General features: G+C 65.3%; 18 protein-coding genes. 11 read left to right on the top strand and 7 right to left on the bottom strand.

Going from position 1 to position 14,686, the window contains the following annotated elements:
• On the bottom strand, positions 1-310 hold a 310-nt coding region (locus Q7T84_RS14205; RefSeq protein WP_304810052.1), incomplete at its 3' end, for a cyclic nucleotide-binding domain-containing protein.
• Positions 311-392: 82 nt separating this feature from the next.
• Positions 393-1,010: an NAD(P)H-dependent oxidoreductase gene (locus Q7T84_RS14210; RefSeq protein WP_304810054.1), complete on the bottom strand. Its 618-nt coding sequence runs from the start codon at positions 1,008-1,010 to the stop codon at positions 393-395.
• A 166-nt stretch (positions 1,011-1,176) separates the two neighbouring features.
• Between Q7T84_RS14210 and Q7T84_RS14215 the strand changes: the two genes are divergently transcribed.
• The 3 genes from Q7T84_RS14215 to Q7T84_RS14225 all read left to right on the top strand — a co-directional run bounded on the left by Q7T84_RS14215 (position 1,177) and on the right by Q7T84_RS14225 (position 2,487).
• The gene (locus Q7T84_RS14215) at positions 1,177-1,506 is read left to right on the top strand and encodes a hypothetical protein (protein ID WP_304810056.1); all 330 of its coding nucleotides are present in this window, start codon (positions 1,177-1,179) and stop codon (positions 1,504-1,506) included.
• Between the two features lie 225 nt (positions 1,507-1,731).
• Entirely contained in the window at positions 1,732-2,106 is a 375-nt protein-coding gene (locus tag Q7T84_RS14220; RefSeq protein ID WP_304810058.1) for a hypothetical protein, read from the top strand.
• Positions 2,107-2,253: 147 nt separating this feature from the next.
• The gene (locus Q7T84_RS14225; protein ID WP_304810060.1) at positions 2,254-2,487 is read left to right on the top strand and encodes a hypothetical protein; all 234 of its coding nucleotides are present in this window, start codon (positions 2,254-2,256) and stop codon (positions 2,485-2,487) included.
• On the opposite strand, the gene Q7T84_RS14230 is transcribed toward Q7T84_RS14225, so the two are convergent.
• Positions 2,484-2,987 (bottom strand): pyridoxamine 5'-phosphate oxidase family protein, encoded by a 504-nt coding sequence (locus Q7T84_RS14230; protein ID WP_304810062.1) that lies wholly within the window; start codon positions 2,985-2,987, stop codon positions 2,484-2,486. The two genes, Q7T84_RS14225 and Q7T84_RS14230, sit on opposite strands and share 4 nt — an antisense overlap.
• Before the next feature lie 525 nt (positions 2,988-3,512).
• Here Q7T84_RS14230 and Q7T84_RS14235 point away from each other — a divergent pair.
• Positions 3,513-4,253 (top strand): sensor histidine kinase, encoded by a 741-nt coding sequence (locus Q7T84_RS14235; protein WP_304810065.1) that lies wholly within the window; start codon positions 3,513-3,515, stop codon positions 4,251-4,253.
• 566 nt (positions 4,254-4,819) lie between these two features.
• The gene (locus Q7T84_RS14240; RefSeq protein WP_304810068.1) at positions 4,820-5,521 is read left to right on the top strand and encodes a VIT family protein; all 702 of its coding nucleotides are present in this window, start codon (positions 4,820-4,822) and stop codon (positions 5,519-5,521) included.
• A 56-nt stretch (positions 5,522-5,577) separates the two neighbouring features.
• Here Q7T84_RS14240 and Q7T84_RS14245 read toward each other — a convergent pair whose 3' ends face one another.
• Both Q7T84_RS14245 and Q7T84_RS14250 read right to left on the bottom strand, forming a co-directional pair.
• On the bottom strand, positions 5,578-6,648 hold the full coding sequence (locus Q7T84_RS14245) for an ArsO family NAD(P)H-dependent flavin-containing monooxygenase (RefSeq protein WP_304810070.1): 1,071 nt from the start codon (positions 6,646-6,648) through the stop codon (positions 5,578-5,580).
• Between the two features lie 60 nt (positions 6,649-6,708).
• Complete coding sequence (locus Q7T84_RS14250; RefSeq protein WP_304810073.1) at positions 6,709-7,194, bottom strand: Lrp/AsnC family transcriptional regulator; 486 nt, start codon at positions 7,192-7,194, stop codon at positions 6,709-6,711.
• Positions 7,195-7,326: 132 nt separating this feature from the next.
• On the opposite strand from Q7T84_RS14250, the gene alr reads away from it, so the two are divergent.
• From alr to Q7T84_RS14265, 3 genes are read left to right on the top strand one after another with little or no spacing between them, the layout of a single operon-like run.
• Positions 7,327-8,475 carry an alanine racemase gene (gene alr / locus Q7T84_RS14255; RefSeq protein ID WP_304810075.1) on the top strand — a complete coding sequence of 383 codons (1,149 nt, stop codon included), beginning with the start codon at positions 7,327-7,329 and terminating at the stop codon, positions 8,473-8,475.
• A complete protein-coding gene (locus Q7T84_RS14260; protein ID WP_304810077.1) occupies positions 8,472-9,728 on the top strand; it encodes a D-amino acid dehydrogenase in 1,257 nt (418 codons plus the stop codon). The genes alr and Q7T84_RS14260 overlap by 4 nt, the downstream gene beginning before the upstream one ends.
• 60 nt (positions 9,729-9,788) lie before the next feature.
• Positions 9,789-10,136, top strand: a complete 348-nt coding sequence (locus Q7T84_RS14265) for a RidA family protein (protein WP_304810079.1) — start codon at positions 9,789-9,791, stop codon at positions 10,134-10,136.
• 68 nt (positions 10,137-10,204) lie between these two features.
• On the opposite strand, the gene Q7T84_RS14270 is transcribed toward Q7T84_RS14265, so the two are convergent.
• The gene (locus Q7T84_RS14270) at positions 10,205-11,482 is read right to left on the bottom strand and encodes an aminotransferase class III-fold pyridoxal phosphate-dependent enzyme (RefSeq protein WP_304810081.1); all 1,278 of its coding nucleotides are present in this window, start codon (positions 11,480-11,482) and stop codon (positions 10,205-10,207) included.
• A gap of 79 nt (positions 11,483-11,561) precedes the next feature.
• Here Q7T84_RS14270 and Q7T84_RS14275 point away from each other — a divergent pair, with 79 nt between their 5' ends.
• From Q7T84_RS14275 to Q7T84_RS14285, 3 genes are read left to right on the top strand one after another with little or no spacing between them, the layout of a single operon-like run.
• Complete coding sequence (locus tag Q7T84_RS14275; protein ID WP_304810083.1) at positions 11,562-12,506, top strand: carbohydrate kinase family protein; 945 nt, start codon at positions 11,562-11,564, stop codon at positions 12,504-12,506.
• On the top strand, positions 12,506-13,159 hold the full coding sequence (locus Q7T84_RS14280; protein WP_304810085.1) for a class II aldolase/adducin family protein: 654 nt from the start codon (positions 12,506-12,508) through the stop codon (positions 13,157-13,159). Before Q7T84_RS14275 ends, Q7T84_RS14280 begins: the two co-directional genes overlap by 1 nt.
• Positions 13,156-14,322 carry an MFS transporter gene (locus tag Q7T84_RS14285; RefSeq protein WP_304810087.1) on the top strand — a complete coding sequence of 389 codons (1,167 nt, stop codon included), beginning with the start codon at positions 13,156-13,158 and terminating at the stop codon, positions 14,320-14,322. Before Q7T84_RS14280 ends, Q7T84_RS14285 begins: the two co-directional genes overlap by 4 nt.
• On the opposite strand, the gene Q7T84_RS14290 is transcribed toward Q7T84_RS14285, so the two are convergent.
• Positions 14,261-14,686 (bottom strand): TetR/AcrR family transcriptional regulator (locus tag Q7T84_RS14290; RefSeq protein WP_304810089.1); only part of this gene is annotated, 426 nt, incomplete at its 5' end. The genes Q7T84_RS14285 and Q7T84_RS14290 overlap by 62 nt on opposite strands.

Genomic DNA, 14,686 nt, shown 5'->3' on the forward strand with positions numbered 1-14,686 from the left:
CCGCCGAGCGCTTGACCACGAGGATCGTGCAGTCGCTAAGCGCTTCGGCCGAGAAGCGATGTTCGTCGCCAGCTTCCACTCCGAACAGGTCGTCTGGATAGTAGAAATTGCCGATCTGGCGGCGGCCGTCGGTGAGCAACCGGCTGGTGCGCACCGATCCTTCGATCACTTGGTAGAGGAGGTCGGCGGGTTCCTCTTGTGCATATATTTCCTCCCCGGCGGCGAAGTGCATGCGCACGCCGATCGGCCCGAACACATCCATCGCGGCCGTTCTTGGCGTGATGGTCTCACTAAGTGTTTGAGCGGTCATCGTCGTCTCCCGTCGATGACCGCAAGCGTTAAGTCATGTGGACGAACGTCGATATTCGTGGCCGGCGCTTAAGGAGGCTCACTTAAGTAGGTTTACGGAGGCTGGCGCGCGAGCGGTTGGAGAACGCGGTCAGCGTAGTCCGGACGTCGCTCAAGATGTCGTCGCCCGCTTCCTGGGTGAGGTTTGAGAGGATCGATCCAAAGTGTCGATGGTCCTCGACGACAAGCCCGCAGACCCCCGCCAAGTGGAGATCGAAGACCGCCATCAGCGTTTTCAAGGCGCCGGTTGAATTGACCCAGTGTTGCGGGGCGCCCGAGGTCGAGAAGCTGGTCAAGCACTTGCCGACGAGGAGGGGCTCAGTTCCGCCAAACGCGGGTCCATATCCGAAACCCATGCAGAAGACGCGGTCCACATAGCCCTTCAGGATCGCGGGCGGTGCATTGAACCAAAATGGGTAGACGAAGATGAAGCTGTCGATGTCGGCGAGGAGTTGACGTTCGGCGACGACATCCGGCCCGGCCGCGAAGCCCGTGTCGGCGGGCAGTTCACTTGCCTTCATACAGGGATCGAACGCCATCTCGTAGAGATCGCGCAAGATGACCTCGTCGCCCAACGAGGTGAGCGTCTCGACGCAGGTCCTGGCGATGGCCGCGCAGAAACTTGCTGACTTCGGATGCGCCAGGATGACGGCGTGCCGCATGATGATCACCTTGAGCTTGCCGAACGCGGCGCCCACAAAGCTAGGCGCAGGTTCGGCGCCCCGCCTTGACTTGGATCATCATTCGCAGACCCGTGAGAATTGATCGGGGTCAAGATGGCCGCTCCTTGACCGTGGTCTTTGGACCTCGAAATCACGGAGCATCAAGATGCGAAAATCCATCACCAAACAGATCTCCCATGACGCCGAAGACATCTATGACGACGTCGCGCGCGGCTTGAAGGGAATGGCCGAGCATCTGTCACAGGACCCAGGCGACGCCTTGTCAGCAAGCGCGATTGCCCTTGTCCACTCGGCGACCGATCTGGTTGGACAAGCCAAGACGCAGTCACGGCAACTGGCGATGAGGGCCGGCGAGGAAATCAAGAGCCACCCCGCCACCGCCGCTGCGATCGTCGCCGCCGCGGCGGCGCTCATCGGCTTTGGTCTCGCCCGGCGGCCGGGCCAAATGCCAAGCGCCGCCAAGAAGCGGTCATGAAGGTACGTAGTGGGCGAATGGCGTTTGGCGCGGTCGGCGTTGCGATCCTTGCAGCGATACTCCTCGCGGGGGCTAGCGGTTGTCAGGCGCCCCGCTGGCTGACGCCGCCCTTCCATGAGCCGTCCATCACGCCGCCTTAGGATTTAGTCCGGTGTGGACGGGGCCTAAGATCGCGACTTGTGCATCGGCCTCTTCTCGGCCGGTCGTTCTCTGGAGGTTCCGAGCATGCCCCGGATCCGCAAGCTGCTATTTCTCATCGCGTCCAAAGGGCGCGCGCGCCTCGTTCAATACCGCCCCGGCGAAGACCGGTTCGTGACGACTTGGCGGTATGGAGAGCGCGTAAACGGCCGCAATGCGCCCCACGTCCAGACCGACCTCGTCCACGAGGTCATCCGCCAAGCAGATAAGGAGATCGCCGCCAATCATCTCGAAGGCCTCTTCATCATTGCGCCGGCAAGCGAGATTGAGGAGCTTCGCGAGCATATGGAACGCGGGTTGATCGTGGTCGGCGGTGTTGTCGACGATCGCATCAATTCAACCGACGCCGAGCTTACGGATCTCCTCGTCCAAGCGCTTCAAGCGCCGACGCCCGAACGATGACTGCGCCGAGCAGTCCTTCCAGGGCCACCCGGCGGATTGGAGGTCACGCACATGAAGTCTAAGTCAAACGTCAGCGTTCGCACCAAGTCCGGCCGGAGACATCCATCGCCCCGGCGGGCTTCAGTCCTCCGGTGCGTGGTTGGGGCGATGATGGTGATCGCGGGAGCTGCCGCGATCGGCGCTCTGGTGTGGATCGGCAACAGCCATGATCGGCTCGCGCAGCGTTTTATGTTCGATCTGGGCCTGGCGGGGACGGGGCTGATCTCCGCAGGCGCGCAGGTGCTCATTCTGATCGGAGCTTGGCTGATGTGGCGATCGTGGCCCCGCGGTGATCAGAAAACCGAGCGGTCGGACAAACAATCGGGTGACGAGCAGGCCTAGGAGGGCGATCGGGGCGGAATGCGTTCGATCCGCCAATCCTCCACGGCCTGCACCAGGTCGCGCCGGCCAGGTGGGACAGTGTAATCGACGACGGAGATGACGGACGGCCGTGCTTCCATCACCGCCACCAACACGGAACTCGGGTGGGGCCGAAAGCCCGCTGTCTTCGATTGGCGGAAGATCGCTTTGTTGATCTCTTCAATCCGAGCGGGATCGCCGATCTCAATGGCCCGCGCGGCCATGGACAGGCCTCGCACCGCGCCGTTCGTAATCAATCCGCCGCCAAGCGCTATGGAGACGCGCGAGTCCTGAGTGATATTCGCAAACTTCTGGCTTTCGCGCGCGATGACAAAATAGAGCGCCCGTCCGAGGCGAAGATAGTTGACCAGCGTCGCGTGCGGCCAGCCGTCGCTCCGAACGGTGGCCACGCACATGAGATGGTTCTCGTCGATGATCTCGAGGATGAGCTCGCGTAGTCCCGCCTCATCGAGCGGAGCCATGCTGGCGGGATGTTCTTGCCGCGTCGTAGGCATTCTATTCTCCATCAGGCTGACGGATCGAATGGGTCGAGCCATAGACCCCGCTGACCTGGCTTGCTTATCAACGGCTGGCGGACGCCGACGGTTCGTCGGCGCCGCAGATTCGGTTACGCGTTACGGCTTTTCAGCCTGTTCGAGCCCGGCGAGGGCGCGTGACCGGCCGGCTTGGCCTGCTGAATTTCAGCCGTGGCTGTGCTCGCCATCGCGAAGACTAGGGCTGAGGCTGTCAGGAGGTGGCGCACGATCATTGATCGTCTCCGCTGAGATTGAACCGCCATCTTCGAAGACGTCGGGCGGTGTGCTTTGCGCACGATCAATTTTCATCGGCTGGGCGATGGGGCCTGTCTCGCGCGTAAGCTCAGTCGTTCACTCGGGAGGATGGCGCGCGCCGGGCATCGCCTTGATAGCGATCAAGAACGATCGCCTCAGACCGCATAGCATGAGCCATCCGACCGAACGGCGCGCCGTCGGTCGATCGGTGGGAGCATGCCCATGCCGAAAATCGTTAAGACCGAGAGTCGTTCGGGGACGTCCCGAGGTTCGTCGCCGGTCTCGGGCGCCGATCCCTGTGACGGTTGCCGGCTTCTCCAGGAGGCCGACCACCGGATCGCGAACCATCTGGCCATGCTGGCGGCGTTCGTGCGGTTGAAGGAGCTCGAACTGGCGCGCGGGCCGGCGGTTCCGTCAGCTGAAGCCGTCCAGTTGCTTCTGGAGACCATTCGAATTCAAACCGACGCCGTGGCCCGTCTTCATCGGGCCCTGGCGTCAAACGGCCGTCACGTCTTTTCGGACCTCGCTGAGCACCTTCACGCGACCTGTTCACCACTTGCGTCTCTCCTCGCGGGCAGAGTCGAGGTGATCGAAGACTTCTCGCCAGGTTGTCAGGTGGCGCCTGAGCAGGTCCTTCCGCTTACCCAGATCGTCTCCGAGGCCATTACCAATGCCGTCAAGCATGCCTATTCCCCAGGCCTGGGCGGCAATATTACGGTTCGGGGGCATCAGGCCGAACTGGGGGGCTTCGTGGTCGAAATCGCCGATGATGGACCTGGCCTGCCGCCTGGGCTGGATCCTGGGCTGGAGGGTGGATTGGGGCTGCGATTGATGCGCGCGCTGAGCAAGCAACTCGGGGGACACCTTGAGTTCAGATCGCGAAACCCTGGCACGCTCGTTCGACTGACGTTTCCGACGGGAGCCGCGTTAGGGGAGGGGCCGCTGTATCGACAGTAGCGCCTGTCTCGGTGGCCCACGTCCATCAGCGCCGTGCCAGATCTGGGCGCGAATGGCGCTCGGGGTGGGGCCAAAGATCCAGATTTCGTCCGACAGGTCTGGAACGCCCAGCAAGGGAGCCCCTTCGCCGGCTATTCCATGACAACTCGCGCATTGTTGTGAAAAGAGGGGAATGGCTCGTATGACAGCGGCCTCGTCAGTTTCATGCCTTGAGAGCGCCAAGACATACTGGGTGAGATCTTCGATCTGCATCGGGCTGAGAACCTGCGTATCTCCAAAGCCTGGCATTCCGGCTAGCCCCGACCATGAACTGCGCCACCCGACGAGGGCAGCCGAAGGGCTGTAGGCGAAGGCGCCCACCAGGAGCCCGATCGTCAGGCCAATGAAAATACGTCTCAGGGTCGGCGCCTCCCGGCTAGGCTTCAGATTGGCACGACATCCATCATCCGCGTTGATCGACATCAAGGCGCCGGCTGAAATTCGGACGCTGTTACAACTTGGCGGGCTCGGCGTTGCGATGGTGGGTAGCCTTCGCGCTGGGTAAGAAAATCCGATAGGAGCGATGCATGAGCCGCCTGGGCCGTCACACCGAACGCCATCTCGTGTCTCGTATCGGCTGGCTAAGGGCCGCGGTGCTCGGAGCAAACGATGGCCTCGTTTCGACCGCCAGCCTGATCGTCGGTGTCGCAGCCGCCGCGGCGAAGCCGAGCGAGATCCTGGTGGCCGGGGTCGCTGGGATGGTGGCCGGCGCCATGTCCATGGCGGCCGGCGAGTATGTCTCGGTCAGTTCACAGGCAGATACTGAACAGGCCGATCTCGCGCGCGAGACCGCCGAGCTGGCGGCCGATGGCCTAGCCGAGCACCAAGAACTTGCCGAGCTCTATGTTCAACGCGGCGTTGACGCCGAGACCGCGGCCAAGGTGGCGGCCCAGCTCATGGCCAAGGATGCGCTCGGCGCTCATGCCCGTGATGAACTCGGCATCTCGACGATCACGACAGCCCGGCCGGTCCAGGCCGCGCTCACCTCAGCGCTGACTTTCACGGCGGGGGCCGCCATGCCACTGGCGGTGGCGGCGGTCGCTCCATCTCAATGGACGGTCCCGGCGGTCGCGACGGCTTCGCTGATCTTTCTCGCGGGCCTTGGCCTCATAGGCGCGAAAGCCGGCGGCGCTGGCGTCTGGCGCGCCGCGGCGCGGGTGACGTTCTGGGGGGCGTTGGCCATGGCCGTGACCGCCGGGATTGGCCGTCTTGTAGGCGTGGCGGTCTAGTTTCGAACCGAGGTCGCGCGGCTCCTTGGAGCGAAGCGAGAGGTCACCGCTGAGCGCTAGGTCGGGGCCAGCGCCTCGGCGATCTGAAGCGCCGTGTCCCGCGCAGATCGCATGACGCCGGTCAAGGTCGCCGAGGCGAACCCGGTCCACTCGCCATAGCCGACCAGCCACAGGCGCGGCTCCTTCACTGACCGCGTGCCTTCGACCGCGACGCGCCCCGAGGGCTCGATCACGTCCAGGCCCGACAAATGCTGCAGGGCCGGTCGAAAGCCTGTGCACCAGATCACCGCATCGACCTTGGTTTCCAGCCCGGTAGGCCAGACCACGCCGTCGGGCGTAAAGCGCGCGAACGGCCGCACCGCATTTAGGATACCCCGGGCGCGGGCCTCCTTCACCGATGGCGTCATCACGATGTCGCCGAGCCCGCCAGGCGGCGGGGCGTCGACGGCGAGTCCCTGCTGCGCCTTCCAGCGGGCGGTGGCGCGCTCGAACAGCACGCGGCCGTCGACATCATCGGGCAGGAAGGTCGGCGGGTCAGGTGTCACCCATGTGGTGTCGGCGACCTGCGACACCTCAGCGAGGATTTGCGCCCCGCTATTGCCACCGCCAACGACCAGCACCCGCTGCCCCGCGAACGCTTCGGGGCGTTGATACTGAGCGGAGTGGATTTGCAGGCCTGCGAAGTGCGACTGGCCCGGGTAAGTGGGCCAGAAGGGCGCGCGCCAGGTTCCGGTGGCGCTCACCACGGCGCGGGCTCGCCAAGTGGCGGGGCAGGTTTCCACGACGAGCGCGCCTGCCTCGGCGCGTACAAGATCGACGGCGGCTGGCCGTATGACCGGCAGATCGTAGCGCGCCTCATAGGCCGCCAGATAGGCGACCACCTCATCGCGGGTGGGATAGGCTTCGCCGCTGGCCGGCATCGGCCAGCCGGGCAGTGAACTCCACTGCGCCGGAGAGAATAGCCGAAGCGAGTCCCAACCGTGGCGCCAAGCGCCGCCCGGATCTGGCTCTCCATCGACGATAGCGAAACGCAGGCCAGTTCGGCGAAGGAAGTAACCCGTGGCGAGCCCGGCCTGGCCGGCGCCGATGACGATCACGTCGAAACTCGTCTGGGCCGTCTTCGTCATTCGGATCTCCTGCGGATGCTTCCCAAAAGGGCGGACCCGCGCGGGGCCTCGCCCTTGGAATTAGGGGCGACGCGTGCGGCCCGTCCCTCGCGTCGTGCGTTGCTGAAGCACATTGCGCATCGCGAAGCTGGAGTGGATGCGGGCGACGCCCGGCAGACGGGAGAGGATGTTTGTATGAATAGCCTCATAGGCCGCCGCGCTGGTGGCTGAGGCGCGCAGTATGTAGTCGGCGTCGCCGGTCATCAAAAAACACTCCTCGATTTCTGGATGCTCTCGAACCGCGGCTTCGAAGCGCTTGAAGTATTCCTCGGTCTGCTTTTCGAGCGTGAGCCGAACTATGGCGATGATGCCGCCGTCTTCCGAAGGCGCCGCGATGATGGCGGTGTAGCCTTGGATGACGCCGCGTTCTTCCAGGATGCGGATACGCCTCAGGCAGGCCGAAGGAGACAAGCCGACCTCGGCGGCAAGCTCGCTGTTGGGCCTGCGCCCATTGAGCCGAAGCAGGCGGATCAGGCTGCGGTCGAGGCTGTCGAGGGGTGTAGTCATAAATTCGATTTTCGGGGCTGAACGTTCGAGATTGATGCCAACATTAGCGAATTATGCGGCGATAAGGCAGATAGTTCGAATTGTATTCGAATACCGTCGTGCTCCAGGGTCGGTGACGGATGGAGCGGCGACATGGTTCGAGAACGGTGCGAGGTCGCGGCCCATGCCGGCGGTCACCTCACCATCGACCTCGCCGCGATCAGAGCGAATTATGCGCTCATAGCGGCGCGTGTCGCGCCGGCGCTGGTGGCCGCGGTGGTGAAGGCCGACGCCTATGGACTGGGGGCGGTCCCGGTCGCGCTGGCCCTGGTTGATGAGGGGTGCAGGGACTTCTTCGTCGCCCAGCTTGCCGAGGGCCTACAGCTGAAGCCCTCCCTGCCCGAGACCGCCCGCATCTATGTCTTGAACGGATTGCCTCCAGGCGCCGAGGCATCTTGCGCAGCAGCTGGCCTTCTACCGGTCTTGAACTCCTGGGAGCAGGCGATGGCCTGGCGCGACCTGGCCGTCAGCCAGCAGCGTCGGTTGCCGGCGTTGTTGCAGATCGACACGGGGATGTCACGGCTGGGGCTGTCGCCGCGGGATGTGGCGCGCTTGGCCGACGACACCGCCTTTTTCGCGCAGGTGGAGGTGAAGCTTGTGATGAGCCACCTTGCCTGCGCCGACACTCCGCGCGCCGCGGCGAACGATGAGCAACTGGCGCGTTTCGAGGCCTTGGCCGGGCTGCTGCCGCCAGCGCCGCGGTCACTGGCCAACTCCGCCGGCAGCTTTGTCGGGCCAAATTTCCATGGAGATCTCGTTCGTGCTGGCCTGGCGCTTTGCGGCGCGGGCCCCTTCGAGGGGCTGGCCAGTCTGATGCAGCCCGCGCTCCGCCTCGATGCCCGCGTCATCCAGGTTCGGACCATCCAGGCTGGAACCGGCGTTGGCTACGGCCTGACCTTCACCGCGAGCAAGGCGACGCGCATCGCGACGGTGTCGGTCGGTTATGCGGACGGCTGGCCGCGGCGGCTGGGAAATCGCGGCGCGGCCTATTTCGACGGCGTTCGCCTGCCGATCATTGGCCGTGTGTCGATGGACAGCATGACCCTGGACGTGACCGCCTTGGACGATGGTGCGTTGGCGCCCGGCGACGCGGTGGAGTTGATCGGCCCGCATCAGTCGCTCGAGGCCGTCGCGGCCGACGCCGACACCATCACCTACGAGATCCTCACCAGCCTGGGGCGGCGCTATCGGCGCACCTATGTTGGCGAGACGGTCCATACCCCATCGGAAGTCACGGCATGAAGGTCGCAGTTCTGGGCGCTGGCGTCGTTGGGGTCACCTCGGCCTATTACCTCGCCAAGGCCGGGCACGAGGTCTGGGTGATCGACCGCCAGCCGGGGCCGGCGCTTGAGACCAGTCACGCCAATGCGGGCGAGATTTCGCCAGGCTACGCCTCGCCGTGGGCCGCGCCGGGCATTCCGGCCAAGGCGGTGAGGTGGCTGTTGATGGACCACCCGCCGCTGATCCTGCGGCCGAAGCTCGACCCAGCGATGATCGGCTGGCTCCTGGCCATGCTGCGCAACTGCACGCCGTCGCGCTATGCGCTCAACAAGGGGCGGATGGTGCGGCTGGCCGAGTACAGCCGCGACCGCCTGATCGATCTGCGCGGAGAGACTAACATCCGTTACGACGAGCGCATGCGCGGCACGCTGCAACTGTTCCGCACCCAACATCAGCTCGACGGGGTAGCCAAGGACATCGAGGTGCTGAGGGCCGGTGGGGTTCCGTTCGAGGTGCTGGACAGGGCCGGCTGCATCGCCGCTGAGCCCGGACTGGCCAATGCTCCCGACACCCTGGCCGGTGGCTTGCGGCTACCGAATGACGAAACTGGTGATTGCTTCATGTTCACCGCGGCCCTGGCCAAGCTCGCGGCCGAGCTGGGGGTGAACTTTCAGTACGACACCTCCGTCACCGGGTTGCAGACACAGGCCGGGCGTATCTCAGGCGTGGCCACCAGCCGCGGCGAGGTGAAGGCCGACGCCTATCTGGTCGCGCTCGGAAGCTACTCTCCGTCGCTCGTGAAGCCGCTCGGCCTGCGCCTGCCGGTCTATCCGGTGAAGGGATATTCGATCACCGTGCCGATCGCCGACGCTGACCGGGCGCCGGTCTCGACCCTGCTGGACGAGAGCTACAAGATCGCCATCACGCGGCTGGGAGACCGGATTCGGGTCGGGGGCATGGCCGAGATCTCCGGCTACACCAACGACCTGCGCCCCGAGCGCCGGCGCACGCTTGAGCATTCGCTGGGCAGCCTGTTTCCGGGAGCCGGGATGGTGCACGAGGCAACCTACTGGTCCGGGCTTCGTCCGATGACGCCTGACGGGACGCCGGTGATCGGCGCCACGAAAATCGAGAACCTGTTCCTCAACACCGGGCACGGCACCTTGGGCTGGACCATGGCCTGCGGCTCGGGTCAGGTCATCGCGGACCTGATCGGCGGCGCCGCGCCGGCTATCGACACCCGCGATCTGTCCATCGCACGCTACGGCGCATGATTTCGTCGCGGCCAGTCCGGCCGCACTTGGCCCTCAACATACCCACAAGGAACACTTCAGATGAGCATCGAACGCATCGGCTCGGGGCCGCGCATGAGCCAGGCCGTCATCCATGGCGACACGGTCTATCTGGCCGGGCAGGTCGGCGCGCCGGGTGAAAGCGTGACCGCCCAGACGAAGGCGGTGCTGGCCTCGGTCGAGGCCTTGTTGGCCCAGGCCGGCAGCGACAAGTCCAAGATCCTCACCGCCACCATCTGGCTGGCCGACATGTCCGACTTCGCCGAAATGAACGCGGTCTGGGATGTCTGGGTCGGGGGCAAGGACGCCCCGGCCCGCGCGACTGGCGAGGCCAAGCTGGCCACGCCCGACTACAAGGTCGAGATCATCGTGGTCGCCGCCCGCGGCTGATCGGCAGCGAGGGTTCAGCCCGGCGGCGATGTGGCGACCGGGCTGAACACCATGCCTAGGCGCGGCTGCTAGGCCTCCACCATCCGGTGCAGGAATTCAAGCTTGGCGACGGGCTCCAGCGGCCCCGCTTGCTTCACGACCTTGAAGGCGTCGTCGGCCGCGGTAAGCGTGTGGTCGATGTCGGCCTGTGTCATGGCCGCGCAGATGAACATGTTGTGCCAGGGGTGGAAGTATACGCCGCGCTTCAGCAAGGCGTTGTTCCAGAGGTAGCCCTTGGCCGAGGTGGGATCGTCATCGAACATGATGAGCGGCAGTTGCGCCGGGCCTGTCTGGCGCAGGGCGAAGCCGTGGCGGGTCGCGGACTCGTCCAGTCCCGCACGCAGGCGTTCGCCGAGGGCGATGGTGCGTTCCAGATAGTCGGTCCCGGAGACAAGCTTCAGCGTCGCGAGGGACGCGGCCATCGGCGCAGCCGAGAACCAGTAGGAGCCGGTCACATAGATGGTCGCGGCCGCCGCACGGGCGACGTCCGAGCCCAGCAGAGCCGAGATCGGATGGCCATTGGCGATCGCCTTGCCCCAGGTCGACAGGTCCGGCTTCACATCCACCAGCGCCCAACTGCAGTCCCGCGCCAGACGGAAGCCAGCGCGAACGTCGTCAACGATCAACAGCGCGCCGTGTTCGTCGCAAAGCTCGCGCGCGCGGCGGGCATAGGCGGGGTCAGGCAGTTCCTGGTCGATGAAGGTGTCGTGTTTGATGGGAGCGGCGAAGATCGCCGCCAAGTCGCCGCCGGCTGCGCGGACAGCCGCCTCTAAGCTCTCGACATCGTTGTAGTCATAGAAGATCTGGTTGGCGCGGTCCGACGCGGTGGTGCCGTTCTTCAGCGGCGTGCACCACGGCGCGGCGCCGTGATAGGCGCCCTTGGCCAAGACGATCGTGCTCTTCTTGGTGTGGTTGCGGGCGATCATCATCGCCATGGTGGTGGCGTCCGTGCCGTTTTTGCAGAACATCGCCCAGTCGGCGTGGGTGACCTGGGCGGTCATCGCCTCGGCCAGCTGGACCATGACCTCACCGGGGCCAGTCATGGTGTCGCCTAGCTTGGCGCGATCGAAATAGGCTTGGTCGATCTCGGCATGGGCGTAGCCGAACAGGTTCGGGCCATAGCCGCACATGAAGTCGATGTAGCGATTACCGTCCACGTCCCAGAGGTGGGCGCCCTGGGCGCGCTCGAAGAACTGCGGGTAGTCGTCCGGCAACAGCATGACCGACTGGTGGCCATACATCCCGTTGGGAATGACCGCTTGCGCCCGCTCTCGCAGAGCGCTGTCCTTGCTGTTCGTCCAAACCATATCGATCCCCTAAGATAGTTTTGACTATCCTATCTTTCTCGGCCTACTAATCAAGGACCGTCAGGGGAGGCGCGCAGCGATGAAGACCGGACTGTTGACCATTGGCTTGGTGACGCTGGACGTCGTGGCCAGCCCGATCGACGCCCTGCCGCAAGGCGAGGGCACGACCCTGATCCAGGGCATCGCCTGCGCGCCGGCAGGGACCGCTGGCGGCGCGGCCATGGTTGCGGCGAGGCTTGGCGTTCCAGTCAAGCTGGCCTCCGCCCTGGGCGACGACCTGATCGGCCGGTTCGTCCGCATGGCGCTGGAGGAGAGCAAGGTGGACACCTCGCTCTTGCCGGTGCGCCCCGGCATGCCGACCTCGACAACCGTGCTGGCGGTGGACTCCAAAGGGCGTCGGCCCAACTTCCACGCCCTGGGCGCTGGGATGCTGGCGAGTGTGAACGACGAGGTCATGGAGGCCGCCCGGCAGGCGCGGTTCCTTCACTATGGCGGTGTCGGGGGCCCGAAACTCGATGGCGGCCCAGGCGCGAGTCTGCTCCAGGCGGCACATGAAGCTGGCGCGATCGTCACCTGCGATTTGATTTCGCCGCAAGGCTCGGCCCTCGATGAGCTCAAGCGCCTGCTGCCCTTCGTCGACTATTTCATGCCCAGCGCAGCCGAGGCCCTGGCCTTGACGGGAACCGATGACCTCGACGCTGCGGCGGACGTCTTCCTTGGCTTCGGGGCCAAGGCCTGCATCATCAAGAACGGCGGACGTGGTTCCCACGTGGTGCTGCCGGACGCTCGCCATAGCTTGCCCGCTCACGTGATCACACCGGTGGACACCACGAGCTGCGGCGACTCCTATTGCGCCGGCTTCATCGCCGCGCTCTCTCGCGGCTGGGAACCGCTTGAAGCTTGCCGCTTCGCCACGGCCACCGCCGCCCTCGTCGCCCAAGGCCTGGCGACGCTCGGCAAGCTTGAGAGTTTCGAAGCGACCGAGGCGGCGATGCGCGCCATGCCTCTTGGGGAGACCGTCTGATGGCTCAGCCTATGACCGAAGATCAGCTGCGCGCTCGGATGGCGGAGGTGATGAAGGCGATGGAGGCGCGCGGCCTCAATCGCGGGACGTCGGGCAATGTCTCGGCCCGGTGCGGGGAGGCGATGTTGGTGACACCGAGCGGGGTGCCGCCGGAACGCTTGAGCGGCGACCAGATGGTGTTGGTGCAGCCCGACGGTTCGACGCCGGAAGGGGCGCTGCGGCCATCCAGCGAGTGGCGGATGCACCAACAGATCCTGAACCGCAGACCCGACGCCAACGCTGTCGTTCACTGCCATTCGCGGCATGCCACGATCCTGGCCTGCGCGGGGCGTGAGATCCCGTCGATGCACTACATGGTGGCGGTCGGCGGCGGGGCCAGCGTGCCGGTCGCGCCCTACGCCACCTTCGGGTCGGTGGAGTTGGCCGAGGCGGTCGTCGAGACGCTTGACGGCCGGGCAGCGGCCCTGATGGCGAACCATGGCCAGATCGTGGTTGCGAGGAACCTCGATTCCGCCCTGGCCATCACCGAAGAAATCGAAGAGCAGGCGGCGGTCTATTGGGGGACCCTGGCTATCGGTGGTCCGAAGTTGCTGAGCGGCGATGAGATGGATGTCATCCTCCAACGCTTCAGAAGTTATGGCCAAAAGTCGTGAGCTCCGCGTCGAGCGGGCTTAGCCGCCGGAACGCCGCTATCTCCCTCGGCGTAGGGGTCGCAGCGCTGCTGATCGCGGGGCTGCAACCGGTGATCCTGGGCGGACTGGAACGCGAGGGGCGGCTTACATCTTCCCAGATCGGCCTGGCGGCGACGGTGGAGCTTCTTGCCCTTGGCCTAGCCTGCGGGCTTGGGGCGGCGTTCTTGAAACCAGATCGCGTCCGTCTGAAAATGTTCATCATATGCCTGGCCCATGGCGCGACGATGTTCGCCACGACCATGGTCAGCGGATACGGCGTCATCGCCGTCCGCGGCCTGGCGGGTCTGTTTGCGGGCCTGATGCTCTGGATGGCGATCAGCACGATCGCGCGCGCTGACCGGCCCGAGCGCGCCTCGGGCGTGTTCGTCACGGTTCAGACCCTGGCTCAGTTGATCCTCGCCGCGGCCTTGCCAGCGACGGTGGTTCCCCAGTTCGGGATCAATGGAGCGCTCGCGGCCTTGGGTGTGATTTCCTTGCTGACCGCCGCTGCGGCCGCGATGGGGCCGGACCATTTCGCGCCGCTGCCGAAGCCGGAAAAGGGTGGGCCAAAGCTCGGCTTGCGACCGTTGATCGGGCTGCTGGCGACCTTTCTCTTCATGGCCTTCATCGTCGCCTTGTGGGTCTATCTCGAACCTCTCGCCGAGCTATCGGGCCTGACCCCGCAGCAGGCTGGTCTCGCGGTCGCCGTGGCGCTGGGGCTCCAGGTCGTCGGCGGGGCCGCGGCGACGCTCGCCGGACGCCGCTGGCCGCCAGCAGGCGTACTGATCGTCATCGGGCTTCTGAACGCGGTGATCATGGCCGTGCTTTGGAGCGGACCGAGCGCCATGGTGTTCATGGGCGCTGTCGCGGTCTTTGGCTTCCTCTGGCTCTTCGCCTTGCCGTTCCAGACGCTGCTGCTGATCAAGCTCGATCCGAGCCGGCGCGCGGCCATGCAGCTTGGGACCGCTCAGCTGCTGGGCAGCAGCTTTGGTCCCCTGGTCGCATCGGTCGTGGTGGCCGATGGCGAGGTGCGCCGCGCCATCGCCCTGTCAGCGGTGCTGCTGGCGTTCGCGATCGGTTTGATCAGCCTTTTGGCGGTTTCGGGCGCGAGCCGCGCGCTGCTAGCTGATGGTAGTACAGGCTAACCATCCAGCTGACTTCCTCGGCGACCTTGTCGTCGTCTAGGCTGGGGTCCTCGATGATCATCTCCACCGCGGCGTAGGTCATCTGCTCGGACAGCCGCATGGCCGTGCGCAGGTGCTCGTCGCTGACGGACGGATAGGCGTCGCGCAGAGCGTCGAACATGCGGTCGAGGACCTTGTTCCGCGAGGCCGTGCGAACCTCCTGCAGCATTGGCACGGCGCGGATCGCGCGCAGGATCCAGAGGCCGCCAGGCTGGCTCCGGGAGATGGCGATCACCTGCTTCTGGAGTTGGAGGTTCTTCTCGACCGACTCTTCCAGGGTGCGGGCGGTGGCGCCGCCCTGATCCAGCCATGCGAAAACCGCCTC

It is taken from the genome of Phenylobacterium sp., from assembly GCF_030654915.1.
In the GTDB taxonomy this organism is placed as follows: Bacteria; Pseudomonadota; Alphaproteobacteria; order Caulobacterales; family Caulobacteraceae; genus Phenylobacterium.